The 25,350-nt window shown below is 45.9% G+C and carries 21 protein-coding genes and 2 tRNA genes; 10 read left to right on the plus strand and 13 right to left on the minus strand.

The genetic code is table 11. The features are described 5' to 3' along the window. Positions 1–58: 58 nt before the first annotated feature. Positions 59–781, plus strand: a complete 723-nt coding sequence (locus HGH90_RS27240) for an SRPBCC family protein (protein WP_168767204.1) — start codon at positions 59–61, stop codon at positions 779–781. A 93-nt stretch (positions 782–874) separates the two neighbouring features. Here the strand turns inward: HGH90_RS27240 and HGH90_RS27245 are convergent, their stop codons facing one another. The 4 genes from HGH90_RS27245 to HGH90_RS27260 all read right to left on the minus strand — a co-directional run bounded on the left by HGH90_RS27245 (position 875) and on the right by HGH90_RS27260 (position 4,880). Then, a complete protein-coding gene (locus tag HGH90_RS27245; RefSeq protein WP_168767205.1) occupies positions 875–1,177 on the minus strand; it encodes a YtxH domain-containing protein in 303 nt (100 codons plus the stop codon). 498 nt (positions 1,178–1,675) lie between these two features. Then, positions 1,676–2,920: a peroxiredoxin family protein gene (locus HGH90_RS27250; protein WP_169192340.1), complete on the minus strand. Its 1,245-nt coding sequence runs from the start codon at positions 2,918–2,920 to the stop codon at positions 1,676–1,678. Between the two features lie 4 nt (positions 2,921–2,924). Further along, positions 2,925–3,614 (minus strand): YggS family pyridoxal phosphate-dependent enzyme, encoded by a 690-nt coding sequence (locus HGH90_RS27255; protein ID WP_169192341.1) that lies wholly within the window; start codon positions 3,612–3,614, stop codon positions 2,925–2,927. Positions 3,615–3,740: 126 nt separating this feature from the next. Then, positions 3,741–4,880: an acyl-CoA dehydrogenase gene (locus HGH90_RS27260; protein WP_168767208.1), complete on the minus strand. Its 1,140-nt coding sequence runs from the start codon at positions 4,878–4,880 to the stop codon at positions 3,741–3,743. A gap of 237 nt (positions 4,881–5,117) precedes the next feature. Between HGH90_RS27260 and HGH90_RS27265 the strand changes: the two genes are divergently transcribed. After that, the gene (locus HGH90_RS27265; RefSeq protein WP_145672811.1) at positions 5,118–6,065 is read left to right on the plus strand and encodes an arginase; all 948 of its coding nucleotides are present in this window, start codon (positions 5,118–5,120) and stop codon (positions 6,063–6,065) included. Here HGH90_RS27265 and HGH90_RS27270 read toward each other — a convergent pair. Beyond that, positions 6,062–7,150 carry a DUF3810 domain-containing protein gene (locus tag HGH90_RS27270; protein WP_169192342.1) on the minus strand — a complete coding sequence of 363 codons (1,089 nt, stop codon included), beginning with the start codon at positions 7,148–7,150 and terminating at the stop codon, positions 6,062–6,064. The two genes, HGH90_RS27265 and HGH90_RS27270, sit on opposite strands and share 4 nt — an antisense overlap. A 15-nt stretch (positions 7,151–7,165) precedes the next feature. Here HGH90_RS27270 and HGH90_RS27275 point away from each other — a divergent pair, with 15 nt between their 5' ends. Next, positions 7,166–8,044 (plus strand): fructosamine kinase family protein, encoded by an 879-nt coding sequence (locus HGH90_RS27275; RefSeq protein ID WP_168767210.1) that lies wholly within the window; start codon positions 7,166–7,168, stop codon positions 8,042–8,044. Here the strand turns inward: HGH90_RS27275 and HGH90_RS27280 are convergent. After that, complete coding sequence (locus HGH90_RS27280; RefSeq protein ID WP_169192343.1) at positions 8,036–10,471, minus strand: PAS domain S-box protein; 2,436 nt, start codon at positions 10,469–10,471, stop codon at positions 8,036–8,038. The genes HGH90_RS27275 and HGH90_RS27280 overlap by 9 nt on opposite strands. Before the next feature lie 243 nt (positions 10,472–10,714). Here HGH90_RS27280 and HGH90_RS27285 point away from each other — a divergent pair, with 243 nt between their 5' ends. Genes HGH90_RS27285 through plsX form a run of 3 tightly spaced genes read left to right on the plus strand, consistent with a single transcriptional unit; the run spans position 10,715 to position 12,466 of the window. Next, positions 10,715–11,257, plus strand: a complete 543-nt coding sequence (locus HGH90_RS27285) for a YceD family protein (RefSeq protein ID WP_168767212.1) — start codon at positions 10,715–10,717, stop codon at positions 11,255–11,257. A 12-nt stretch (positions 11,258–11,269) separates the two neighbouring features. Then, positions 11,270–11,464 (plus strand): 50S ribosomal protein L32, encoded by a 195-nt coding sequence (rpmF, locus tag HGH90_RS27290; RefSeq protein WP_079473289.1) that lies wholly within the window; start codon positions 11,270–11,272, stop codon positions 11,462–11,464. Between the two features lie 48 nt (positions 11,465–11,512). Then, positions 11,513–12,466: a phosphate acyltransferase PlsX gene (plsX, locus tag HGH90_RS27295; RefSeq protein WP_169192344.1), complete on the plus strand. Its 954-nt coding sequence runs from the start codon at positions 11,513–11,515 to the stop codon at positions 12,464–12,466. Positions 12,467–12,542: 76 nt separating this feature from the next. Here plsX and HGH90_RS27300 read toward each other — a convergent pair whose 3' ends face one another. Together HGH90_RS27300 and mazG are read right to left on the minus strand one after the other, a co-directional pair. Then, the gene (locus tag HGH90_RS27300; protein WP_169192345.1) at positions 12,543–16,364 is read right to left on the minus strand and encodes a sensor histidine kinase; all 3,822 of its coding nucleotides are present in this window, start codon (positions 16,362–16,364) and stop codon (positions 12,543–12,545) included. A gap of 5 nt (positions 16,365–16,369) precedes the next feature. Next, complete coding sequence (gene mazG / locus HGH90_RS27305) at positions 16,370–17,140, minus strand: nucleoside triphosphate pyrophosphohydrolase (protein WP_169192346.1); 771 nt, start codon at positions 17,138–17,140, stop codon at positions 16,370–16,372. A gap of 241 nt (positions 17,141–17,381) precedes the next feature. Here mazG and HGH90_RS27310 point away from each other — a divergent pair, with 241 nt between their 5' ends. Next, positions 17,382–19,658 carry a Tex family protein gene (locus HGH90_RS27310; RefSeq protein WP_168767216.1) on the plus strand — a complete coding sequence of 759 codons (2,277 nt, stop codon included), beginning with the start codon at positions 17,382–17,384 and terminating at the stop codon, positions 19,656–19,658. A 124-nt stretch (positions 19,659–19,782) separates the two neighbouring features. Here the strand turns inward: HGH90_RS27310 and HGH90_RS27315 are convergent, their stop codons facing one another. The 3 genes from HGH90_RS27315 to HGH90_RS27325 form a co-directional block, all read right to left on the minus strand. Further along, positions 19,783–20,307: a hypothetical protein gene (locus tag HGH90_RS27315; protein ID WP_169192347.1), complete on the minus strand. Its 525-nt coding sequence runs from the start codon at positions 20,305–20,307 to the stop codon at positions 19,783–19,785. 139 nt (positions 20,308–20,446) lie between these two features. Further along, positions 20,447–21,226, minus strand: a complete 780-nt coding sequence (locus HGH90_RS27320) for an enoyl-CoA hydratase-related protein (protein WP_169192348.1) — start codon at positions 21,224–21,226, stop codon at positions 20,447–20,449. Between the two features lie 8 nt (positions 21,227–21,234). Then, positions 21,235–22,242 (minus strand): DUF3667 domain-containing protein, encoded by a 1,008-nt coding sequence (locus tag HGH90_RS27325; RefSeq protein WP_169192349.1) that lies wholly within the window; start codon positions 22,240–22,242, stop codon positions 21,235–21,237. Between the two features lie 137 nt (positions 22,243–22,379). On the opposite strand from HGH90_RS27325, the gene HGH90_RS27330 reads away from it, so the two are divergent. The 3 genes from HGH90_RS27330 (at position 22,380) to HGH90_RS27340 (ending at position 23,546) form a co-directional block, all read left to right on the plus strand. Next, positions 22,380–23,228: a hypothetical protein gene (locus HGH90_RS27330; protein WP_168767220.1), complete on the plus strand. Its 849-nt coding sequence runs from the start codon at positions 22,380–22,382 to the stop codon at positions 23,226–23,228. 139 nt (positions 23,229–23,367) lie between these two features. Continuing rightward, a tRNA-Gly gene (locus HGH90_RS27335) sits at positions 23,368–23,440 on the plus strand. Between the two features lie 20 nt (positions 23,441–23,460). Beyond that, positions 23,461–23,546 (plus strand) — tRNA-Leu (locus HGH90_RS27340). A 103-nt stretch (positions 23,547–23,649) separates the two neighbouring features. Here HGH90_RS27340 and HGH90_RS27345 read toward each other — a convergent pair. Together HGH90_RS27345 and HGH90_RS32320 are read right to left on the minus strand one after the other, a co-directional pair. After that, positions 23,650–24,336: a hypothetical protein gene (locus tag HGH90_RS27345; RefSeq protein WP_169192350.1), complete on the minus strand. Its 687-nt coding sequence runs from the start codon at positions 24,334–24,336 to the stop codon at positions 23,650–23,652. Between the two features lie 470 nt (positions 24,337–24,806). Next, the gene (locus tag HGH90_RS32320; protein WP_169192351.1) at positions 24,807–25,124 is read right to left on the minus strand and encodes a recombinase family protein; all 318 of its coding nucleotides are present in this window, start codon (positions 25,122–25,124) and stop codon (positions 24,807–24,809) included. Positions 25,125–25,350 lie beyond the last annotated feature (226 nt).

Consider the following 25,350-nt stretch of genomic DNA (forward strand, 5'->3'; position numbering starts at 1 on the left):
TTATTAGCAGCTAAACAAATGTGCAGGGTTTTCGCTGGTAGTTCCCCAAACTGTATATATGAATGCCTTAAAACAAGCACACAACATTGCACCACCTCAGGGGGGAACCCTATACGATGGTTCCAACATCATCAACGTAACGCCGGAAGGCAGAATTGTATCCATTTTTACAGGAGCCTGGTTGCTGGGAAATGCCATTGCCAGGGTAGATAAGAAACCCATGCAAAGTTTGCTGAAGTTGCTCGGCGCGGGTTACCTGCTTTACAGGGGCATCAGCGGCAACGACCTGGTAAATGGGTTGCTGGGTAAGCGGAAAGCTGATAAGCATATTGGCGCAGTGAATATCCGGACTACCATTACGATCGACAACCCCAAGGAAGAAGTATATTATTTCTGGCGTCAGCTGAATAATTTGCCGGTATTTATGCGGCATTTGCAGTCGGTAGAAGAAAAAGACCCGTTCCATTCGCATTGGATCGTAAAAGGCCCTGGTGGTATTGGCACGCTGGAGTGGGATGCAGAGATTGTGAAAGAGGTACCGGGTCAATTGCTGGGTTGGCGTTCCTTACCCGGATCATCCATTGCCACAGCGGGCAGGGTTACTTTCCATGAAACCTATAATGGTGGTACTGAAGTAGACGTGATGATCAGTTACCGCCCTCCTGCCGGGTATGTAGGTTCTGGCCTGGCCTGGTTGCTCAATCCTGCTTTCGAAAATATGATTGTCGGGGATATCAAACGGTTCAAAAATTATATGGAAACCGGGGAAGTACTCACCTGAGTTGATTCCTAAAAAAACGCAGCGGAGATAAAAGGACTTACCTGTTTATCTCCGCTTCATTTTTTTAACAGCTGCTGTTTATCGCAAAAATCTTTATGACAATGCTTCCTTCTTAAATCGGTTAAAAGCACCTTGGCTTTTATTAATCAGTTTTAGCACGCGTTGACGTACATCGTCCTGCAGTCCGGTGATTTCATGTTCAAAGACTTCTTTTAATTCAGATAAGTCTTCTTTCTCCTGCCCGATTAAACCATTGATTTTATGCCGCCAATCGTCTGCGGTAGACTTAATTTTCTTGCGGGTTTTATCACCGCTATCCGGGGCCGTTAACATACCAATGACGATTCCGGTAGTTAATCCCGCTATAGCACCTGCTAAAAATTTTGTTGTAGACATAGTATTGGATTTTTATGGTTAAACAAATGAAATGCGTGCATGGTTCATCCCGAACTGTGAGACGGAATTTCCAAATATCAGGCCATTAATGGCACACCTTGCGTGCGTTGTTCTTAAGAAAATGTTATAGTATGAGAAGTATAAAGAGAAGAAACCACCTGCCGAAAGAAGTGTAAAATAAGTTTTTAATAACGTAAAACATCGTCGGAAACGCTATCCAGGACAATCTCAGAGTTGACATTGTCCCGGCAGGTGGATAAGATAAGCGTATTAGATAATGGAATTTATAAAAGTCAAACGGAGCAGTAAAATAATTACATTCTGGTATTTTTCAAACCTTTTTGAAAGAAATGAAATAATAAATTTTCTTAAAAAGTAAATCCTCTCTGGAGATCAACTACCAGAGAGGATTTACGCTTTTCGGCGTCTATATTATATTTTAATCAAATATTCTCCCTCATCCATTTTTACGGGGGAAATTGCCGTTATTCCCGCTACCTATTTTGCGTTGAGCATATCGGTAGTGAGACGGTTAAAGTCGGCCTGAAACTGCTCATAGTGTTCACCGGTACCCGGGCCAGAAAACCCGGTATGTACTTCCTGTACCTTACCTTTTTTGTTGATGAAGATGGTGGTAGGAAATCCTTTGATACCAGTGAGCTGTGGCAATGTTTTCTCTCCTTTTTCAGGATCTGCCGGTGTAACGCCGGTAACAAGCACCGGGTATTTTACATCGAAGCGTTTGAGGAAACCTTCCAGGCTTTTCTTTGATTTTTCAAAATCGGGGGTACGTTCGTAGGCGAGGCCCAGCACTTCTACGCCGCGGTCTTTATTCTTCTCATACCATTTGCTCAGGAATCCGGTTTCATCCATGCAATTGGGGCACCAGGAACCCATGAGGGTAATGATTACCACCTTATCCTTGAAGCGGTCGTCTTTGAGACTTACCTTATTGCCGTTGAGGTCGGGGAAACTGAAATCCAGCTGTTCATGGCCGGGCTTCATGGTAGCAATGGTCTTTTCGTCGGGTAAGCGGGCGGTGTCGTTTTTTACAGCCGACCAGTATTCGAGGCCGTCGCCAATTCCGGCATAGAAGCGGCCATTGGAGATGCTGTCATTCCCTACCTGTGCCGTAAAGAGATATGCATGGGAACCATCGAAGGTAGAGAGGCGAAGGGTATCGCCATCCACTACGCCTTCCAGGAAGCGGTAGTCGCCGGTAGTTGTCAGGAAAGTACCCTGTACCAGGTTACCTACCTGTTTAAATTCGCCGATGGCGGTAGACGGTGCCTTGTCTTTCTCTTTCGAAGATACAAACTGTGTTGCCCAACGGCCGGTGACATTCGCTGCAGCCGGCTTATTTACCGGGAACCGGTCGGCGTTGCCTGCCGCTGCTGTAAAGGGAATGCTCACATCTTTGTCGGCCAGGTGCCTGATCCATACACCCTCCAATGCGCTGTCGGAGCTGAGCCTTGCCTTAAACTCCGAGTCAAAGAAAGGCATTTTGATAAACACGGAATCACCTTGTTGCTTTACATCGTCTACCAGTAGTTTATCCATGGCATTGAGCACGAATAACACCGGTTTACCGATGCTATCTCTTACATCAAAGTTGAATACGATATCTGCGCCGTCTTTACGGTGCAATTTCGCCTGCCATACGCCATTAGACAGGTGTTTGGCGGTATTTCCATTGCAGGCCGCCAGTCCGATACCCGCCAGGTAGATCCATAATTTCTTCATACGTTTACTTTTGTGAATAGTTCCTTTCTCCAAAGAGCAGGCTGCCAATACGTACCATCGTGCTCCCTTCCTGCAGGGCGATGGGGTAGTCGGCGCTCATGCCGATGGACAGTTCTTTAAAATACGTTTCGTGGTTAAAATAAGTGGATTTAACTGATCCGAATAATTGGTGGAGCTGGTGGAACTCTTTATGGATCTGCATTTCATTGGTAGTATTGGTAGCCATACCCATCATACCGGAAATACGTACATGCGAAAAAGCTGCCGGGTTGGCCGCATAGGTTTGAAGCAGTTGCTGTAACTCCTGTTCATCCATACCAAATTTGGTTTCCTCTGCTGCGATATGTACCTGTAACAGGCAATGGATTACCCGCTGGTATTTAGCGGCCTGTTTGTTGATTTCCTGCAACAGTTTCAGGCTGTCTACCGCATGGATAGTATGCACAAAAGGGGCGATATATTTGACTTTATTGGATTGCAGGTGACCAATAAAGTGCCATTCAATATCTGCCGGTAATACTGCCTGTTTTTCGGTTAATTCCTGTACATAGTTTTCTCCGAAGATCCTTTGCCCTGCTGCATACAAAGCCGTTATATCACTTACGGGTTTTGTTTTTGATACGGCCACCAGTTTTGCCTGGTATAATGATAGCTGGGAAAGAACCTCCTGATACGCTTTTAAGTTAATAGCCATTTTGCAAAAGTAAGCAGAAAGCTGAAAGCAGAAAGCAAAAAGCTATTGAAGCGAATGATCAGCGCGATAAATATTTAAATATTCGCTTATATAATTCGCTTCAATAGCTTTTTGCTTTCTGCTCTCCTACGCGAGTATACCGCGGCTGATAACGATCCGTTGTACTTCTGATGTTCCCTCATAGATCTGGGTTATTTTGGCGTCGCGCATGAGGCGTTCTACGTGATATTCTTTTACGTAGCCGTATCCTCCATGCACCTGCACGGCTTCAGTGGTTACCCACATGGCTGTTTCGGAAGAGAATACCTTAGCCATAGAGCTGCTAAGCGTATAGTCGAGGTGATGGTCTTTCTCCCAGGCAGCTTTCAGGCATAACAAGCGGGAAGCTTCAATGCGGGTGGCCATATCTGCCAGCTTAAACTGGATGGCCTGGTGCTGGGATATTTCCTTGCCAAATGCTTTTCTTTCTTTGGAGTATTTGAGCGCCAGTTCATAGGCGCCACTGGCGATGCCCAGAGCCTGGGAAGCAATGCCGATACGGCCGCCTGCAAGGGTTTTCATGGCAAACTTAAATCCAAAGCCATCCTCTCCTATTCTATTTTCCTTGGGCACTTTTACATCCTGGAACATCACGCTGTGCGTGTCGCTACCGCGGATACCCAGTTTATTTTCCTTGGCACCGATAGTAACGCCGGGCATATTCTTTTCTACAATCAATGTGTTGATCCCTTTGCTGCCTTTTTCCGGGTGGGTTTGCGCCATTACCAGGTATACGCTGGCGGAGTTACCGTTGGTGATCCAGTTCTTGGTACCATTGAGCAGGTAATGATCTCCTTTATCTTCGGCGGTAGTGCGTTGGGAGGTGGCATCAGAACCTGCTTCCGGCTCGCTCAGCATAAAGGCTCCGATAATCTGGCCAGTGGCCAGGGGAACCAGGTATTTTTGTTTTTGTTCTTCGGTGCCGAAAGTTTCCAGCCCCCAGCAAACAAGGGAGTTATTTACGCTCATAACCACAGAAGCGGAAGCATCAACTTTGGAAATTTCTTCCATGGCCAATACATAAGAGATTGCATCCAGTCCCGCTCCCCCATATTTAGGGCTTACCATCATTCCCAGGAACCCCAGTTCTCCCAGTTTCTTTATCTGTTCGGCCGGGAATTTCTGGTGTTCATCTCTTTCTATTACACCGGGCAACAATTCGTTGATGGCAAAATCGCGAGCAGCCTTCTGTATCATCAGATGCTCTTCCGTCAATTGAAAATCCATGGTTATAATTTTATAGGTAATAGTGTCCAAATTATTTATAAATCAGCACCTAAAAAAATGACGCGATTAAAATTCAATGTTATCAACCATATTCGGGGAAATATTGAACAAATCGCTACAATACCTCTACTGTATTGGATTTGGTTCAGATATTATATACAACTTTTTCACCATTGCACTGTCCACTGCTTTGGGCGTTCACATAAAATCCTGTAGCTTGCCTATAATGATCTTTTTATGAAGAATATTAAAATAATAGAAGTAAAATCAGAAATCGGAGCAGGAACCAGGGGCGCCAGTTTAGGAGTAGATGCGATTAAGATTGCGGCGCTGGATTTCATGAGCAATTTTTTTGTGCACTTCCCCACCGAAGCAATTGAAACGGAGAATAAACTATTATTTGAGCCCATCGAATCCCCTTATGCTAAGCGGATCAAGGGCACTTTCAATATGTATGAGCGTATCAGCAAAAGTGTGTGTGAAACGGTAAAAGCCAACTGGTTCCCGGTTTTGTTATCGGGCGATCACAGCACCGCAGGCGCCACTATTGCCGGTTTGAAGATGGCCCACCCCAAAGCTAAGCTGGGCGTGATCTGGATAGATGCCCATGCCGACCTGCATACACCTTATACCACCCCATCGGGCAATATGCATGGGATGCCGCTGGCCACCGCTATTGCAGAAGATAATATGGACTGTAAAGTGCATGATATCGACGAGAATACCGCCAAAATGTGGAATGCGCTTAAAAACATCGGTAAAATAGCTCCCAAAGTACTGCCGGAAGATATTGTATTCATTTCCCTCCGGGATTTTGAAAAGGAAGAAGACCACCTGATCAAACAATACGGGATGAAGGTGATTACCACCAGCGAGGTACGCCGCAAAGGGCCGGAAAACATTTCACGATCGGTATTCCGCTACCTGAGCGACTGCGAGTATATATATGTATCGTTTGATGTGGATAGCCTGGATGCATCCATTTCCAAAGGTACCGGCACGCCGGTAAGTAATGGATTAAGAGAGCGGGAGGCAGAGGACCTGATTGCGAAATTCATGCAGCACCGTAAGATCTGTTGTTTTGAAATTACCGAAGTAAACCCTACCCTCGACCGTGAAAACCTGATGGCGGAGATAGCCTTTAATATCCTGCAACGTAGCGTAAACGTACTGATGATGAATTAGGGCTTTATTTTAAAGTAGGCGATCAACCAACCCGTTACCTCACTATAACTGCGAATACCCTTGTCTTGCTTATTAGCTTTCAGATAGCGGTCGTACGCCGCCGTAAAGAATTCATCGGTTTTGCCGGTATACGCTTCATAGAAGCGGATGATGGCCTTATGGTCGGCTTTCACACCAGGCACCACCCGGCTCCAGATATTTTTGGCCAGGGTGGTATCGTGATAGGCTAATTGCCGCACGCTGTACATAAACATATCGAAATGGGCGGCATAACGGAAATGGCTATCCGGAATACTGGTGGCCGCCAGGTATCCTACAAAATTGGCATCTTCTTCCGGTGCATATCCCAGCTGGTGGGCTATTTCATGGCAGGTAATAAAGGGCACCAATACAGCGGGCACCGTCGTATTTACCTGGGCTTCTCCCGTAAAGGGGTTCAGGTAACCGGTTACCCCTGTATAGTTCAGCCATTTACCATACAAGGAAGGTTTAATGCTGGGCGCCTCGTATTGCAGGGCGGGCCAGGTATGGGCAGCTGCGGCATAGGCAGCTATTGCCCGCTGGAAAACCGGGGTAGCGGAAGTATCTGCCTTCATTACCCCCATCGTGTCGCCGGTATTGGCTTTTTCGAGGTTGACCAATTGAAGCAGTGTATCTGAAAGTTGGTAAAGCTGTTGTGTATTATAGCGGGTGGTCACAACGCCGGTGTCGGCAGTGAGCGGGTTCCGTTCATAGTTGCCTCCCCATAACACGAGGAAAAAAAGGTAGGCCTTTAGCAGGAAATGAATGCCTTTCAGTACCAGCATACCGGTATCTTCCCAGGCGAGGCGAACGAGTTTATAACATAGATTTAACAAATAAAATATTCCTCCAATAATCCAGGCAGTATATATTACATCGCCAATGCTGAATGGAACTATACCTGTTACATGTCTGAAAGCCAAGCTACTCCACTTATACCACCTATGGAAGTAGAAATCGTTAAAATGATTACTCCAGGCAAATAATATTTTTAACAACAGTATAGCCGTAAGTGTTAGTACAATACGGATGATTTTCTTTTTAATCCGGATTTTTGTTTCCATATAATGTGGCGGAACATGATAGATGAAATTCTACAAATGCAGTTGAGTACGGCACTCTCCGAGCAATTGAAGGTAAAAATACATATAAATGAGGCAAAAAGCGTTCATGGAGGTGATATTAATAAATCTTTTCGTATAGCCACCAACGAGGGATATTTTTTTGTGAAGATGAATGATGGCGTGCGTTTCCCGGATATGTTTGCGCAGGAATACGCAGGTTTACTGGAGTTGCAGTCGGCCCAGGCGCTGGACACACCGAAACCGCTGGGTTACGGGCGGGTGAATGGACAGGCTTACCTGTTGCTGGAATTTTTAACAAAGGGGCAGGCGCTTAGCGGGTTCTGGGATGATTTTGCGGTATCGCTGGCCCGGCAGCACAAGGTAACGCAGCCTCATTTTGGTTATAACGGGCCTAATTATATTGGAAGTTTAAAGCAATACAATACGCCTTACAGCAGTTGGGCCGTGTTTTACGCGTTTAACCGGCTGTTGCCGCTTATCCGGATGGCATATGACCAGCAGATCGTAGATAAGCAGATGGTACAGCAGGTGGAAACCTTATGCCGGCAGTTGCCGCATATATTTCCGGCAGAAGCGCCTGCTTTATTGCATGGGGATTTATGGTCGGGCAATTTTATGGTAGGCAGCAAGGGGAAAGTTTGTGTATTTGACCCGGCGGTATATTACGGGCATAGGGAGATGGATTTGGCGATGACCCGGCTTTTCGGTGGATTTGATACCCGTTTTTATTATGCTTATCAGGCGGCCTATCCATTATCGCCGGGATGGCAGCAACGAATAGGCATTTGCCAGTTATATCCTTTAATGGTGCATTTGTTATTGTTTGGCGGTAATTACTACAACAGTATCCGGGAGATTTTGCAATCATATTGATGTTTCACCGGGGAGTGTGTCGATAAAGTCGCGCATTTTATGATATTCTTCTTCCACCAGCGGGTAGTATTTATCCAGGTCTTCCTTGATTTCGGTAAATAGCTGGGTGATTTCGGTCCTGTATGTTTCCTGGTTGAAGCGGAGTTGATTTTCCAGCTCCTGCATTTTGGCATTAATCCAGGTGAGGCCTACCATGGCAAAGTTGGGCTTCAGTTTATGCACCTGGAATTTCATTTGTTCCCAGTCGCGGTGGTCGACCAGTACATCAATTTTTCTGATTTCATCGCGGATAGTTCTGATAAAGATTTCGAACAAGTCGGCTGCATAGGAAATGTTACCCTCATAGAGATCTGTGAGATATTTTACGTCCAAATCGCTATTAAACTCAAACCCACTTAGGTGCTGCACTTCTTCCATTATAAGTTCTGTTTCGTCTTCGTTGAGATATTTATTAAAAATCTGTAATAGCTGGTCTGGCGTATACGGTTTTGTGAGAATATCGGTTATTCCCGCTTCTCTGGCCATTGTAGCGGTGCTTTCCATGGCTACGGCAGTGGTGGCGATAACGGGAGTAGCCACATTAGGTTGTTGTTCGTCCAGTCTGATTTTTTGCGCCAGTTCCAGTCCGTTCGTTCCCGGGATACGGATATCCATGAGGATAAGGTCGTATTGCCTGGAGTCCAGAAAATAGGTAGCATCTGGCCCGTTGGTAGCGAGCTGGTAATTGATTTTATATTTTTCGAGCAGGCTCATGATATATCGGAGGTTCATTTGATTATCCTCTACGACAAGTACCCGGGCGTGTTCGAAGGATCTTTGCAAGAGCTTTCTGCTTAGTTTTCCGGCGTTGGTGGTGGTGAGTGGACGCCGGCTATCCATAAAGGGGATATTGAAACTGAAGCAGGTATTAAAACCAGGCAGTTCTTCCACGGCGATGGCGCCTCCCTGGAATTCCACCAGTTGTTTGGCGATGGCGAGGCCCAGGCCGGTGCCGCCATATTTCTCGCGGATATCTCCTTCTGCCTGTTTATAGTTTTTAAAGATCAGTTCCAGTTTATCTTTCCGGATACCGATGCCTGTATCTGCCACGCGGAACCGTATCCAGAGTTTGTTATCCAGCCAGCTTTCCTGGGTGGCTTTGATAGCAATTTCACCTTCATTGGTAAACTTCTCTGCATTTCCTAACAAATTGAGTAGTATTTGGTTCAGTAGTACGTTGTCGCCGATGAGCCAGGTATTGAGGCTGGCATCCAGTTCGGCGGTAATTTTCACGGGTCGGCGTCCCAGTTTTAGTTCAAAAGTATGGCGGAGGGATTGAATCAGTTCGCGGAGGTTGAATTCGCGTTGGTTGACTTGTATTTCCCCGGCTTCTATCCTTGAAATATCGAGAATATCACTGACGATGCCCAGCAGTATGCCGGAGGAGTGTTTGAGTATATTGACATATTCTTTCTGTTGCGGATCCAGCTGGGTTTCTTCCAGGAGGTGGGCCATGCCGATGATGGCGTTGAGCGGTGTTCTTATTTCGTGGCTCATACTGGCAAGGAAGTCTTTCTGTGCATGGCGGGCTTCGTCGGCCTGTTTGCGGGCTTCCTCCAGGTCGGTTTGCAGTTTCTTTTGCCCGGTGATGTCCATGTGGATGCCGGCGCCACCGGTAATACGGCCATTGTGGTCGTAAATATTCGTGGAGCTGGCTAATATCCAGCGATGGGAGCCATCTTTCAGCTTTATTTCCATGTCGTATACGAGGGGAACGTTTTCCTCCTGGCGTTTCCTGCGGAGGGCCCTGGCGAAGGCACGGTTTTGTTCCGGTACGAAGACGTCGGTGATATTTTTACCGATTAATTCTTCTTCGTGATAGCCGGAGAGGCGGCAAAAGCTTTCATATACGCGGGTGATATTGCCTTTTACGTCGGTTTCGCACATGGCGGCGTTGAGGTTATTGAGGATAATCCTGAATTTTTCCTCGTTGCGCCGGATGGCTTCCTGGGTGTGATGGCGGCGGGTAACGTCGATCGCTTGCCAGATGCTGCCGCTGAAGCCCTGGCCATTGAAAACGGGGAGATAGGTGATTTCCCATATCTGACCATTCCGGAAGGGTACTTCCCAGCCGAACCAGGGTTTTTTCTCCTGGCGCAGGGATTTCATCTTGACTTCCAGGGGGACATTTTCGGCTACCATGGGCTTAAAGAACCGGATAAGGTCGGTATAAGTCCGGTTTACGGGAGATTCTTTGCCCATATATTGTGCAAAGATGTCGTTTACCCAGATGCAGCGGAATTTTTCATTAGTTACCAGGATACCGGCATTGGTGCTGTTGAGCCAGGCGGTAATGGGCAGAGAAAAGATGTCCGGGGCGCCATTTGTTGGCATGCCGGTGCGCTCAGAAGCAATTGTTTTCTTACTCTTTCTTCCAGTGGCCTTCATCTATTGATGGAATAGGGTACTACGGGTTTTCAATAATTGTTCAATTGCGAAAAACAGGTATAAGATAAAGGTGAATTCCGTACCTTTGCGCCTCACGCCCGATGTCACAACATCAATATGGCTGATATTTTATGATATAAATATATATATAAATAAGATATCGTTGGTGAACAAATTTATGAAATTTTTGCAATTGCAAATATTTAATTACCTTTGCATCCCTCTAAAAGTGAGGATATTGATATGAAACCACTCCGCGAATTTGATATTGCCTTTGTCGGATTAAATCCGGGGGTTCATTCATTTCAGTATGCTATCGGAGATAGTTTCTTTGATAATTTCGAAGAGCCGAAGGATTTCAGCAATTGTGCGGTGACTGTCAACCTCTTATTGGACAAAAAGAGCAATTTCTTTTTGTTGAAATTTGAGATTGGCGGGAAGGTGACTGTTACATGTGACCGTTGTGGCGAGCCCTTTGAAATGCAGCTTTGGGATGATTTTAACCAGGTAGTAAAACTGGTAGAGAATCCGGAACAGCTGGCAAACGATGAAGAGGATCCGGAAGTTTCGTATATATTGAAAACGGAAAGCCATTTAAACGTGGCAGCCTATATTTACGAATTCATCCATTTGAGCATTCCAATGCAGCGGATCCATCCCGACAATGCCGATGGCAAGAGTGGATGTAATCCGAAGGTGATTGAAATGCTGGAGCAAATGAACCAGCAGGCAAAAGAAAACGATAACCCAATCTGGAAAGGATTGGATAAATTTAAGGACAATTAAAAATTAAATAAAATGCCAAATCCTAAACGCAGACATTCTCAGCAAAGATCAGCAAAGAGAAGAACGCATTATAAGGCGGTAGCGGATACTTTAAGCACAGACAGCGCAACCGGTGAAGTGCACCTGAGACACCGTGCTCATTGGGTGGAAAACAAACTGTACTACAGAGGTAAAGTAGTGTTGGAAAAACAGAGCGCAGCTAAATAATTATTTTACTTATTTTTACCCGAGCTAACAAGAACAAACTTGAGTTACATGAGAATCGGGCTTGATATGATGGGAGGCGACTTCGCCCCCGCAGAAGCAGTAAAAGGAGTAAAAGTATATTTAGACACTGTTGCATCTGATGTGCATCTGGTATTGATAGGAGACGAGCAACAGTTAGCTCCTTTATTAACAGCTGCACAGCTGGACCAATCAAAATATTCAGTTGTTCATTCATCCCAGGTAATTGGGATGGATGAACATCCTACTAAGGCGCTGAAAGAGAAGCCACATTCATCTATCTCAATCGGTTTTCATTTATTGAAGGAAGGAAAAGTAGATGCTTTCATCAGTGCTGGTAACACCGGCGCCATGATGGTAGGCACCTATTATTCTATTAAGGCCATAGAAGGAGTGCAACGTCCTACTATATCTACTCTGGTACCCCGTGAAAACGGTTCGTACGGTCTGTTACTCGATGTAGGTATCAATGCCGACTGCAAACCTGAAAACCTAGCGCAATTTGCCCTCCTTGGCTCCCTATACTCCAAGCATATCCTGAAGGTCAACAATCCTAAGGTAGGCTTGCTGAATATCGGTGAAGAAGAAGGCAAAGGCAATCTGCTCGCACAAGCCACCTATCCCCTGTTAAAAGAAAACAAACAAATCAATTTCGTTGGTAATATTGAAGGTAGAGATATCTTCTCTGAAAAATCAGATGTGATTGTTTGTGAAGGTTTTACTGGTAACGTGGTGCTGAAAATGGCAGAATCATTCCATGAAATCGCGGTAAAACGCAATATTCATGATGAATACATTAACAAACTGGATTTTGAATCATACGGCGGTACTCCTGTTTTAGGCGTTTCCAAACCTGTAATTATCGGTCACGGTATTTCCAAAGGAATGGCCTTCAAAAACATGATACAACTGGCACAACAAATTATCGACAGCAAACTGTTGGAGAAAATTAAAGAGAGCTTTGTAGCAAAAGAAGTACAATAATCCTTGCCGAAGAAGTTATTTAAAAAAACCGTTTCGAATGATCGAAACGGTTTTTTTATGGTATTCAGATAAGCTATTATTCGGTAATAAGCGGCAGTTTCACGTAAAAAGTAGTGCCTTCATTGAGGATGGTTTCGAACCATATTTCCCCCCGCGCCTGTTCCGCAATGTTTTTGCACATGGCCAGCCCCAGGCCGGTACCGGAAGACTTGGTCGTAAAATTAGGCACAAAGATGCGCGACTGTACCTCTGTTGAAATACCTTGTCCATTATCCGCTACGCTGACGATCACGTACTGGTCGGCAGATTTCTGCAAACGCACCCTGATCTGCCCTTTCCTGTCGTCGGGAATGGCTTGTATGGCGTTGAGCAGCAGGTTGGTAAAGAGCCTGTTCATCTGCGTTTTATCGGCAAATACATAAAAGTCCTGCTCCGGCATGATATAAGTAACCTCACAGTCTTCATGTCCCTGGTACAGGGAAGTGAGCGAATGCACCACCTCATTCAGCAACACGGTTTCGTTATTTGGTTCGCCGATGCGGGCAAAGGCTGAAAAGTCGGATGCGATATTGGACAGGTGTTCGATCTGCTCTACCAGCGTGCCTGCCACGTTGCGCGACAGCTCCTTTACATTAGGCGAATCGCCGGCAATAGCGCGTTGCAGGTACTGGATGCTCAACTTCATGGGGGTAAGCGGATTCTTAATTTCGTGCGCTACCTGGCGGGCCATTTCTCGCCAGGCCCCCTCCCGCTCGCTCTTGGCCAGCCTTGCTGCACTCACTTCCAGTTTACGCACCATTTTGTTATACTCTTTTACCAGCGCGCCAATTTCATCATCTTTATCCCACTCAATTTCATCGTTACGCTGCCCCAGGTTCACGTGACGGAGCTTTTCTGTTACCAGGGAGAAGGAACGGGTGATTGAGTTGGTGATCAGCAGTGCCAGCATACCGGCAATGAGGAAGATAAAAGCGTTGAAATTAATCAGCGCTACCAGGAAGTTGGATATCTGTTGGTTCAGCTCTGTTTGCGTGGCAAAATATGGCACGTTCAGGTAAGCGATCACCTCGTGGGTATCATGATTGCGCAGGGGCATATAGCCCGACAGGAAAGGCATGATACCAATATATTCTGTATGAATAAACTGGATCTGCTCCTGGCGGAACAGGCGGAAATAGGCCTGTGGATCCATTTTTGAAGAAATCAGTCCTTTGTCGGTCATCAGTGGCTGCGTGGTGAGCTGCAGGTTGCCATCCCGGTCGTAGATGTTGATGTCGAGTGCCCTTTCGTCGGCGATATCAGAAAGGGAGGCAGATAATTTCTTCATTAGTTCAGAGTCGTATATATCTCCCACCTGGTCGAGATCGCGCTGATTTTCGAATACTTTCTCCACATCCTTCGCCACCTCCCTCATGGTTTTACTCAGTCGCTCGCGGTTTTGAGCTTCCGAGCGATAGATGAAGAATTTGATAGTAGTGATGCCGAGGATGAGGAAGGAAAATATGATAACGAAAATGATGGTGCCGTGTACTTTCTTACGGATGTTTACATCGATGAGGCTCCGCAGGTTAGCCAGGCGCATCCTGGCTTTAATGAGCAGGTCGAAAGCCTTGTAGATGACAATGATGAGCAGAAACAGGCAGAACATGTAAGCAAAGAGCGTAATGAATTCAATGAACATCCTGTTTTCCTTTACCACCATTACCACTTTTTCAGCCGACGCTCTGTAGATCAGTTCTGAATAGCCTTTAACAGATCTTATCTCTACATCAGTAGTGGGAAGATCGTGTGGATAGAGACGTATGGGGAAAGGAAAGTCGTTGTTGTTGCTCACGAGTATCCCTTTATCATACACCGCAAAGGAATAGGCGCCGGCGTATTCGCGGCCGGGATCGGAGAGGTCGCCTTCCACCAGCAGTTCTGGGTAAAGGCGGTCGCTGCTCACCGGTTTGGGCGATAAGGTATATACCAGCCAACCGGCTACGTCGTTATTGGCTTTACGAAATTCCTTCTTGGCGATATAGCTATAGTCGTTGAAACTGCGTTCGTAATAGTAAAGATCGTTGCCTGGAACCAAAGAGGATGCAGCTTCCGGGTTGGTAAACATCAACCGGTTAAAAGTCATCAGGCTCACGGTATCCGAAGAAAACAGGGAGGCGCCGTTTTCATCATAGGCATAGATATTTACCTTAAACCGGCTCAGGTATCCCTGGAAATATTTCTGTAAGAGTTCATCGAAAGCCGCCTTACGGTGGTCCCTGGCGCCGTGGTCCTGGAAGAAAAACTGGATGGCTTCATCTTGTTCTATCTTTTTCCCGATATCGTTCAGCAGCATTTCCAGGTAAGGATCTTTCTGTTTCGACAGGTCTTCCGCCAGTTTCTCCCGGGCATATAACTCTTTGTGATTGTTGTAGTGTACCAGTGCGCCGGAAGTGGTGATAGTCAACAGGAAAAGCCAGAACAGGAAAGGAACGGTAGCCAGGCTGCTTTCGAAACGATCGGCAATAAAATCGAGTAGTACGATATACAGCAACAGCCAGACTACCATGGATATGGAGAAGGGCAATTCAGGGTTATGCACCCGGAACAGCAGCCAGATGATACCTACAGCCCCCAGCCAGATGTATTTGGTGCGGTACTGGAAATTGGTGAGCTCATTGAGCAGGTAATTAATAATCTGGGAGAAGAATAAAAAGCTGAACGAGATGAATCCCAGGACCACAAAGCCGATGACACTGTACATAATACTGTATTCCGGCAGGCTGATAAAGTTGGTTACATCAAATGATATCTTGGAATCGATTACCAGGCTTTGGATCAGGTCGGCCATGAATTGCTCTACGATATAGAGAATGAGGCTGGCAACGATGATCACCCCGCTTTGCAGCCAGCGGTTCCTGATCACTGGCGGGTTGATCGTTTTCACGTGTTCCCGGAAAAAGAGGACCATCCAGAATGCGAGCAGCACGTTGATGAGCAGGTCGCCAAGGGAGTAAAACACCTCATCTTTCGCATAGATCCTGGGGTCGAAGATATTGAGCTCTTTCAGGTCGAACGGGAAGGGGTACATATAGCTGAGCACCCGGAGCCCGAATACGATGAGAAACAGGAACAGGAAGCCATACAGCGGGTTCGTGGTTTTGGCCAGCAGGGTGGCAAAGAGGTTCAGGAATATCAGCACACAGATACAGCCCAGTACCCGCAGCAGTACGCTCAGGTTATTGGGTGGATGCACGTGCATGCCGGCGTTGTAGTCGAGATAAAAAAGCGTTTGTCCGTTTCCGTTATTCACCGGCAGGATAATATGTTCCGGTAGTTGCAGGGCTGGCATTTCCCGCAGGATGCTGTATTCATCGCCCAGTTCTTCCTTATGGTAAAAGTGGCTGACGAGGTAACTGTTTTTGATGGCATATTCCATGCGCACCGGTATTGCGCCTACCAGAAATTGCTGGTGGCTGGCAGTAGATTTAAGCCGGCGGGTAAGCACTTCATAATAGCCGTTTTTCAGTTTCATGAAGCGGTCGCCCGGTTGCAGGATCGTTTGCAGCTCCTCTGGCTGTACCTGGCTGGTATTCCAGAAGGTGAGCCATACGCCGGAGTTGGAGGAGTCGTAGGCGAAGAGATAGTATTCCGGCTGGTTGGTAAGCTGGTCCAGTGTTTTCTGATCATAGCTGCGATGCAGCAGGGCATTGGCGAGCGAAGTATCTGCCACCAGGCGTTGAAAATCTTTTTCGCGCTGGTGGATACTTTTCTCCATGCTGCGTTTCACGCCCTGTGGCGAGGAGTAGTACGACCAGTAGTTGCTGAACAGGAAGGCGAAGGTAAAGAGCCAGGCAGCCACGATCAACAGGTATCCGTGCCGGAGGAAAAAGAGTCTTATTTCTTTAGCGTCGATCAATGCGTTTATAATTTTTCGGTGGCTTTCACCTGGTTCCAGAGTGTATCCATTTCCGTTAAGTTCATGTCATTGAGGGTGCGGCCTTGTTGCAGGGCCAGGGCTTCCATGGCCTGGAAGCGGCGCTGGAATTTTTTGTTGGTACGTTCCAATGCGTTTTCCGCGTCGATATCGAGGAAGCGGGAGTAATTGACGAGGGAGAACATTACGTCGCCAAATTCATCTTCTATCTGTTCTTTATTCCCGGATTGGACCACCTCTTCCAGTTCTGCCACTTCTTCCTTCACTTTATCCCATACCTGGCTGGTGGTATCCCACTCGAAGCCAGTTTGTTTGGCTTTTTCCTGGAGGCGCATCGCTTTCACCAGTGCAGGCAGTGATTGTGGTACGCCGCTGAGCACTGATTTTTTGCCTTCTTTGAGCTTCAGTTTTTCCCAGTTTTGTTTGACCTGGTCTTCTGTTTCGGCTTTAACATCACCGTAGATATGTGGGTGGCGGTGGATGAGTTTATCGCATACGCCGTTGATGACATCGTTGATATCAAATTGTTGTTGTTCCGAGCCTATTTTGGCATAAAACACGATATGCAGGAGGATATCGCCCAGTTCTTCCCTGATAGCCTTCCAGTTTTCTTCAGTAATGGCGTCTGCCAGCTCATAAGTTTCCTCGATGGTGAGCTGCCGGAGCGTTTGGATGGTTTGCTTGCGGTCCCAGGGGCATTTTTCCCTTAAATCGTCCATGATCTGCAGGAGGCGATCAAAAGTAGCTGTCTTTTCCATATTTTGTAAAAATAGGGATCATTTCGGGGATTTTGATATTTAGGCTCCGGGCGGGAGGAAACCTGTAAAAATGGGGATTTCTTTTTCTTGGTTAAAAGCCCATTTTACTTACATTTGCGAGCTATAAAATTGTAGTGATTTCATGGTTGGGAGATGGCTGTATTTTGTTGCTGCAAAGGATTTTTTGCTGTAATGGAATCGAAAGATCTGACAATCAAAAATCCCAAAAAAGTATTGAGTTATGAATCCGAAACACATTGCGCTTATTTCATCGGAGTTAGGTATTTCCGGCAAGCAGGCAGAAAATACCATGACCCTGTTATCTGAAGGTTCTACGGTGCCTTTCATCAGTCGTTACCGTAAAGAGGTAACGGGTAGCCTGGATGAAGTACAGATAGGCCGTATAGAGGACCTGCAGAAGCGTTACAAGGAAGTGGATGATCGTCGTGAGTTTATTATCAAAACGATTACGGAACAAGAGAAAATGACTCCTGAGCTGCTGGCCAAACTGGAAGAAACCTGGGTATTGGCGGAGCTGGAAGACATTTATCTGCCTTATAAACCCAAGCGTAAAACGCGTGCAACGGTGGCTATTGAAAAGGGATTGGAGCCGCTGGCCAAGCTGTTATTTGAGCAGCAGGACACTGATACTGCCGCTGCTGAAACCTTTATCAACGAGCAGGTGGCTACGTCTGAAGAGGCTTTGAAAGGCGCCCGTGATATTATTGCGGAATGGATCAATGAAAATGCCGAGTGCCGCGATAAGCTGCGTAAATTGTTTGCCAATACTGCCAAGCTTACCTCTAAAGTAGTAGAAGGTAAAGAAGCGGAAGGTGATAAATATAAAGACTATTTCGAGTTTTCAGAGGATTTGCGGGAAATGCCTTCTCACCGGGTACTGGCTATATTACGGGCAGAAAACGAGGGTATCCTTTTTAGCTCTATAGCACCGGTTGAAGAAGATGCGAATGCGCTGATCAACAAACAATTTGTAACCGGTAAAGGGGCTGCTGCAGAGCAGGTAACCAAAGCTGCTGCCGACGCGTACAAACGTCTGTTGCGTCCTTCCCTGGAAAATGAGTTCAGGGCGGTGGCCAAGGAAAAAGCAGATGCCGAAGCAATAGAAGTATTTGCGGAAAACCTGCGCCAGTTGCTGCTCGCAGCGCCGTTGGGCCCTAAAGGCGTTATTGCCATTGACCCTGGTTACAGAACTGGTTGTAAAATAGTAGCGCTGGACAACCAGGGTAATATGCAGGCGCACGACGTTATTTTCCCGCTGGAAAAAAATTACAAACGGGATGATGCCGAAGCCTTGCTGAAGAAGTGGGCTGATAAATACGATACCGCTGCCATTGCTGTAGGTAATGGTACTGCAGGTCGTGAAACAGAGGAATTTGTGAAGAAGATCGACTTTGGTAAGAAGATCAATGTATTTATGGTGAATGAAAGCGGTGCTTCCGTATATTCTGCTTCGGAAGTAGCGCGGGAAGAGTTCCCTGACTACGATGTAACGGTGAGGGGGGCTGTTTCCATTGGCCGTCGTTTGATAGATCCGCTGGCTGAGCTGGTGAAGATAGATCCTAAAGCTATTGGCGTGGGGCAGTACCAGCATGATGTAAGCCAGTCGTCGCTGAAACAGAGCCTGGACCGTGTAGTCGTGAGCTGTGTAAATAACGTGGGCGTAAACCTGAATACCGCTTCCAAGCATTTGCTGGCCTATATTTCCGGCCTGGGTCCTTCCCTGGCGGAAAACATCGTAAAATACCGTAAAGAAAACGGAGCTTTCAGCAACCGTATGCAGTTGAAGAAAGTACATCGTTTGGGAGATAAAGCATTTGAACAATGCGCCGGCTTCCTCCGTATTGAAAACGGGGATAATCCACTGGATAATTCAGCGGTGCATCCGGAGCGTTACGATCTCATTAAGAACATGGCGGAAAAGCAACATTGCACGGTACCCGACCTGATGAGTAAAGATGACCTGCGTAAGCAGATCAATCCGAAAGATTATGTGAGTGAAGAAGTAGGTTTGCTGACATTGGAAGATATCCTTAAGGAGCTGGCTAAGCCCAGCCGCGACCCGAGGGATGAGATCTCCATCTTTGAATATGCCGAGGGTATCCATAAGATAGAGGACGTGAAACCAGGTATGGTATTACCGGGTGTAGTAACCAACATTACCGCGTTTGGAGCGTTCGTAGATATAGGTGTGAAGCAGGATGGACTGGTGCATATTTCCCATCTCTCCAATAAATTTATCAGCAATCCTAATGAGGCAGTGAAGCTGAATCAGAAGGTGCAGGTAACGGTATTGGAAATAGACGTAGCACGTAAGCGTATTTCTTTGTCGATGAAAGACAGCAATGCCGGCGGAGCTCAGGGGCAGCGTAAAAACCAGGATGCCCGCAATAACGATACACGCCGCGAGCCGCGCAGGGATAAACCAGCCGCGAAGGAAGCGCCGTTAAACGATTTCCAGGCTAAGCTGGCCGCGTTAAAGAATAAGTTTGACCATTAATAAAGAACGGAAAGCTTAAAGCAAAAAGCTATTGTGGAGAATGATCTTAGCGAATACTTAAAATCGCTTTGGTTTTCTCCACAATAGCTTTTTGCATTAGGCTCATTAGCTCACCTGCTTATTATCAACGTTCAAACTTCTGCATCCATTGCAGGAATTTCTCGGGATAGTCGGTATCTCCTTTTTCACTAAAAAGGAGGAGGTTGCGATTGACCGTGATACCTACGTAGATAATATCCCGATCGATATCTATTGCCAATGCGGCCTCATCGTAGCCTGACTTTCCCGGCATATATCCTTCGTTGAAGAGGATCTGGCTTTCTACTTCGATAGGAGGGGTTACTTTAAACCGTTCGAAGAAAGTTTTCCTGGCTTTGCTGATCAGGGCTTCGAAGCGGCGTTTCAGCGGTTCTTTTTCGAATACGCCGCATTCCAGAGCATATTTACCATCATAGAAAAGGAAAGCATTCCAGGAAGCTACCTGGTCGGTCTGGATAGTATCGCCGGCGGCGATCATAGTATCTGTGGCGGGTAACGTGGTTTCATCTGCCAGTACAACCGCTCTTACAGGTTGAGCAGGACCACTACAGGCTACAATACAAAGCGTAAATGATATCAGTGACGCCACCGGAATCCGTTTCGCACTCATGGTTAAATTTTTAATTTTTGACGGGGTTACAAAAACACTGACAGGCACCACTTTCCCGCAATGTATATACGATATTTTTGTCAGTGGAAGGTTAACAAGTCAGATTATAGAAATGTTTAATGGTTTTCAATAAATAGTGCTATTTCCCTTTGAATACGGGTGATCTTTTTTCTACAAATGCCTGCATGCCTTCCTGCTGATCTTCGGATGCAAAGAGAAGATAAAAATTTTTACGTTCAAAATGTAATCCTTCTTCGAGACTGGTATCAAATGCTTTTAGCACCGCTTCTTTGGCCATTTTAAGGGCTACAGGGCTCATTGTAGCGGTTTCGGCGGCCAGTTTAATGGCTTCCTGCAAAAAGAGTTCTACGGGCACAACGCGATTTATCAAGCCCGCCTGGAGGGCTTCTGTTGCCGTAATAAACCGCCCGGTGAGCACCATTTCCATGGCGAGGGCTTTTCCTACAGCCCGGGTGAGCCGTTGGGTACCGCCGGCGCCGGGCATTATGCCCAGCTTTATTTCCGGCTGGCCAAACCGGGCTGTTTCGCTGGCTACGATCATATCGCAGAGCATCATCAGTTCGCAGCCGCCGCCCAGGGCGAAGCCGCTCACCGCTGCAATGATGGGCTTCTTTATTTTTTTAATGGTATCCCAGGTACTGAACTGGTCGATATTATACATATCGATGGCGGATTTGTTGGCCATTTGTTTAATATCGGCGCCGGCGGCGAAGGCTTTCTCGTTGCCACTGAGTACAATAGCCCTTACCTGGTCGTCGGCATCCAGCATTTTGAGCGCATCTCTCAATTCGCTCATCAACTGGAGGTTTAATGCGTTCAGCTCTTTAGGGCGATTCAGTTGGATATGAGCCACAAAGGGCGCTACTTGTTGGTGTATGATGATATATTCTGGTTGCATTTCTAAATTTAAAGAAATATTCCAAATATAAGCACCAGGAAGCCAAGGAATACAATACCAGCGGATACCAGGTAAATGCCCAGCAAGAAAATGCTTTTAAACAAGGACTTCACCAATGACTGATGATAGTTATTCCGGAGGGCCAGCACCAGGTAAATAAAAATAGACCAATAACAGATGGTAAGAAATATACCTTTATGAAAAATAGCGGTGAGTATGGATGCCAGCAATCCGATGATGAAAGCGAAGGTATGCAGGTGGATAGCGAAAATGGCATGATCTGCATAGAGCCACTTTTTCCGGTCGTACATCCATTTCATGAATAGTGCAAAAAGCGGGAGCAGTATAAACATTAACTTGGGCAGGTTATGCTGGAACATTTCCACGATGACTGCCTGCGTATCTTTTCCGTATTTATGTTGCACCTCTACCATCCTCCGCAGTAATTTTCTGGCTACGCTGTTCATCCGCTGGGAATCGGGCAGTGTCCGTTGCAGGGAGTCGAACTCGCGGGTTGACTTTACATTATTCATGGTAGTAGCCAGTTCCGTTATTCTACGGCCGGTAGCGGAGCTATCGTTTTCAAATGCTTTTTTGAGTCCGGCGGTGCCGGCAGCAAGCCGGATGGTATCTTTGCCGATACCGGTATTGATGAGTGTTTCTTCTGTCACTTCGTCTTCCCCATTTTCCTCTTTATGGCTGGAATTCAGGGCCAGTACCCCAAAGAAGAAGACAAAGGAAATGAATACGTATAGTTTAATCGGATTTACATAGCGTACTCTCCTACCCGCCATATATTCCCTGGTAAGAAATCCTGGTTTGACCAGCAAGGCTTTGAGTGTAGACAGGAACTGAGAGTCGTAATGAAAGATATCTGCTACAAAATGGCCTACCAGGTGCCCAAAGGTTTCATGTTGTACCGTATTTTCCTGTCCGCAGTGGGTACAATAGCGTTCCGGCACTTCCGTACCGCAGTTAAGACAGTTCTTTTCCTTACGTAGTGGTTGCGTTTTCAAGCGGTTAGATCGGTTGTTGGTTGAAAATGCCACAAGATATCAAAAATTACGGGGCGTCCCTGTTCCGGTTAAAAAATTTTAATATGAATTTTGCGTTTTACTTTTGTCACAATTAAAAATCAGCGATTTTTACGTTCATGAAGAAAACGATACTACTGGCATTGGGAATGCTGGCCATTGCAGGCAGGGGGTTTAGCCAATATTACTTCCAGGATATTTACAATACCGATCAAACAACAGCCACCATGGCGTTATTGAAGGCCAATAAGGTAAAAGTGCAGAAAGTGCAGACCCTGGATGCCAATATGGAAATGGACAAGGACTTCCGCTGTGAGCGTAGTTTGAGTCCTACCTATCACCAGATGCGTTCCCAGACGCAGTCGATTTCTACCGGTTATTCTGCCACCGTATCGTCGTTTACCGCCAAGGGGCAGCTGACGAAAACAGTAGACAGTTCCGCCGCCAGCATCACCGTTACGCTGTACCGTTACACGGGCGACGGGCATTTACAATATGTCAGCAGCACTTCTACTGCCAGGGATAGCAAGATGCGTTTTGATGAAACCCGCAGCTATAGTTACGACAGCCTGGGGCGTTTACAGCAGATGATACAGAAAAAGGGCAATGGTGGGGATTCTGCATTGATATCTTTCAAAACCGACAGTAGTGGTCATGTGATAGAAGAGCTGGAGCAGCGTCGCGGTACGCCGGCGAAGCGGACGTTTTATAACTACGATAAAGCGGGGCGGTTAACGGATGTATACCGTTATCAGCCTTCCAAGAAACGGATGCTTCCTGATTATATTTTCGAGTATAATGACCAGGGTCAGTTGTTGAAGATGACTACCGTGAACGCCCAAACGTCGACCTATACCATCTGGCAATACGAATATCAGCCAAATGGGTTACCTTTGAAGGAAACGTGCTATGGCAAAGGAAAGGAGTTGCTAGGTATGGTGAAATATGACTATGATCTGAATCCATAAACACAGGTAAAAAAAACAGAATTCATAAAATATTTTAATTCAGCGAGAGAAAAATTTTGCAACTTCAAAAAGATTCCTATCTTTGCAATCCCAACGAAAAAAAGCCACTGCAATAATCGTTGGAAAGTTCTTTAGAAAAGCGGAAGTAGCTCATTTGGTAGAGCACGACCTTGCCAAGGTCGGGGTGGCCGGTTCGAGCCCGGTCTTCCGCTCTGAATTCAATTCAACACGGACCCTGGTGGTGGAATTGGTAGACACGCGGGACTTAAAATCCCGTTCGCAGCAATGCGAGTGTGGGTTCAACTCCCATCTGGGGTACATAAAACCGTCATAAATACTTGAAAGACAGTATCTTATGGCGGTTTTTTCATTCTCCAACTTTTCGAGTTTTCTTCTCATTTTTTACACATTATTTTCATTTTTAGCCACTTACGTGTTCAACTCCCATCTGGCTCAAATCCTCTGCCAGCCGAAATAAACTGAGAAAGAATAAATTTTGCCCTGCAAATGAATAACAATACTTCATTCTGTCTTCAACTTTAATCTGTGAAAAGTCCGTCCAATCCACCTTTACGGTGTTTTCAACTTTTTTATCACAACAATGGCATGAATGACTAACGACCAATTCATCGTTTAGGCTTTCCAGTGATACCTCCTTATCGAAGCCACAATCCGAGCTTTTTTGCGCAGGACCGTCAAACTCAAGTGCCTCCGGAAAAATCAATTTCATTAGTTTAAATTTTTCCACCTCTCCACATGTCGTAAAAACCTCATTCAAATGCATCAACATCTCTCCCACCCTATTGAGGATATTCAGTACTGGCAATTGTTCTTTCATCAGGATACTTGCTACAGCCTCCCAATGTGCCTTATGCAGGCTGCAATCGGCATGTGTGCGATTGTATACACTAGTTGAAATCACGCCATTTAATAGAGCAACTTGTAGGTAGCGAATTTTTTGATTTATTGCCTTTATCTGATCAACGCAGTTTTTTATCTCTGTGCTTTGTTGTTTCCTGTATTCCTGTAACCAGATTACAGCTTTATCCCGAACCAGATCAGAGTCCGCTGGTGTGAAAGAAAGCTGTTTCAGAATTTTATCAAACATTAGATGTAATGTTTCCCCTGGGAAGCTATGTGAGCGCTCCTTTCCACAGAAATAATACAGGTATTTCCTTCTGCTGCGGCCACCAGAATAACTCCCAGGGATAGCAGCACCACACGGACATCTTAACATACCACGTAAAGGAATAACCTGCTTAAGTTTACTAGCAATTGGCTTATACCTTCTCTTCAATAAATCCTCAACTGTATTAAATATAATTGGTTGATGTAGCCCATTCACAAGTCTTTCCGGTTGACTGGCACTTTTCGCAATCTTAATAAATCCCGCATACAAAGAATTACCCAGGACATGCTAGATACTATTATTGCCTGATCGATTGAATCCCTGACTCCTGGCCTCCTCAAAGATCAGGGAAACGGAACGCCAGCTATATACTGCTGAAAAATAAACCTGATTATTTCGGCTTCCTTAGGTACAATTTCCAATACTGGTAACCCTGTAAACCTTCCTGATTACTTAGCTTGCAGCATAGCCTGAGCAGTCCGGCTTCGAATAAGGTTTAATTCATGATTCGCAATGAGCAGTTTTATTCCACGCATTAGAAAACTACTGGGCGAAGAGCTATCCTGTGATATTGGCTCGCTCACCTTGACCACACGGATTTTGTACTTCTGATATAGTTCGTCGATCTTCTGTAATGCCTTGGTCAGCTCCCTGCTGAAGCGGTCTAACTCTAAGACAACCAGATATTGGACCAGATCTCTACGTTTTTGGAGAAACTCCTCTAAAGCATTCCAGTTGGGGCGGTCGAAAGTATCACTACGGTTCACTGAAAAAAACGCTCAACATATTGCCTTCCACTTCCTCTATTGATAGTTGACTCGATCTTTCTCCATTGCAAACAATATAATTATTGCCCGAACGTCTTATCCAATTGTCAGTTTGTATTTTTTAATTGACCTTTCTAAACACAGACCCTGATTTCAAAACACTGTTCTCAAAACGAGCTTCTTCTTTTCCAATAATGGATACTTTTTAAATAAAAAGATCGATATC

The organism is Chitinophaga sp. Ak27 (assembly GCF_012726295.1).
Taxonomy (GTDB): Bacteria; Bacteroidota; Bacteroidia; order Chitinophagales; family Chitinophagaceae; genus Chitinophaga.

What these genes read in the sequence shown, in the direction of transcription:
- HGH90_RS27310 (WP_168767216.1), top strand. Translation starts at nt 17,382, where the DNA reads ATGAATCCGAAACACATTGCGCTTATTTCATCGGAGTTAGGTATTTCC.
- HGH90_RS27240 (WP_168767204.1), top strand. Translation starts at nt 59, where the DNA reads ATGAATGCCTTAAAACAAGCACACAACATTGCACCACCTCAGGGGGGA.
- HGH90_RS27330 (WP_168767220.1), top strand. Translation starts at nt 22,380, where the DNA reads ATGAAGAAAACGATACTACTGGCATTGGGAATGCTGGCCATTGCAGGC.
- HGH90_RS27255 (WP_169192341.1), bottom strand. Translation starts at nt 3,614, where the DNA reads ATGGCTATTAACTTAAAAGCGTATCAGGAGGTTCTTTCCCAGCTATCA.
- HGH90_RS27245 (WP_168767205.1), bottom strand. Translation starts at nt 1,177, where the DNA reads ATGTCTACAACAAAATTTTTAGCAGGTGCTATAGCGGGATTAACTACC.
- HGH90_RS27285 (WP_168767212.1), top strand. Translation starts at nt 10,715, where the DNA reads ATGAAACCACTCCGCGAATTTGATATTGCCTTTGTCGGATTAAATCCG.
- HGH90_RS27275 (WP_168767210.1), top strand. Translation starts at nt 7,166, where the DNA reads ATGATAGATGAAATTCTACAAATGCAGTTGAGTACGGCACTCTCCGAG.
- HGH90_RS27280 (WP_169192343.1), bottom strand. Translation starts at nt 10,471, where the DNA reads ATGAAGGCCACTGGAAGAAAGAGTAAGAAAACAATTGCTTCTGAGCGC.
- rpmF (WP_079473289.1), top strand. Translation starts at nt 11,270, where the DNA reads ATGCCAAATCCTAAACGCAGACATTCTCAGCAAAGATCAGCAAAGAGA.
- HGH90_RS27315 (WP_169192347.1), bottom strand. Translation starts at nt 20,307, where the DNA reads ATGAGTGCGAAACGGATTCCGGTGGCGTCACTGATATCATTTACGCTT.
- HGH90_RS27265 (WP_145672811.1), top strand. Translation starts at nt 5,118, where the DNA reads ATGAAGAATATTAAAATAATAGAAGTAAAATCAGAAATCGGAGCAGGA.
- HGH90_RS27270 (WP_169192342.1), bottom strand. Translation starts at nt 7,150, where the DNA reads ATGGAAACAAAAATCCGGATTAAAAAGAAAATCATCCGTATTGTACTA.
- HGH90_RS27260 (WP_168767208.1), bottom strand. Translation starts at nt 4,880, where the DNA reads ATGGATTTTCAATTGACGGAAGAGCATCTGATGATACAGAAGGCTGCT.
- plsX (WP_169192344.1), top strand. Translation starts at nt 11,513, where the DNA reads ATGAGAATCGGGCTTGATATGATGGGAGGCGACTTCGCCCCCGCAGAA.
- HGH90_RS27250 (WP_169192340.1), bottom strand. Translation starts at nt 2,920, where the DNA reads ATGAAGAAATTATGGATCTACCTGGCGGGTATCGGACTGGCGGCCTGC.
- HGH90_RS27345 (WP_169192350.1), bottom strand. Translation starts at nt 24,336, where the DNA reads ATGTTTGATAAAATTCTGAAACAGCTTTCTTTCACACCAGCGGACTCT.
- mazG (WP_169192346.1), bottom strand. Translation starts at nt 17,140, where the DNA reads ATGGAAAAGACAGCTACTTTTGATCGCCTCCTGCAGATCATGGACGAT.
- HGH90_RS27320 (WP_169192348.1), bottom strand. Translation starts at nt 21,226, where the DNA reads ATGCAACCAGAATATATCATCATACACCAACAAGTAGCGCCCTTTGTG.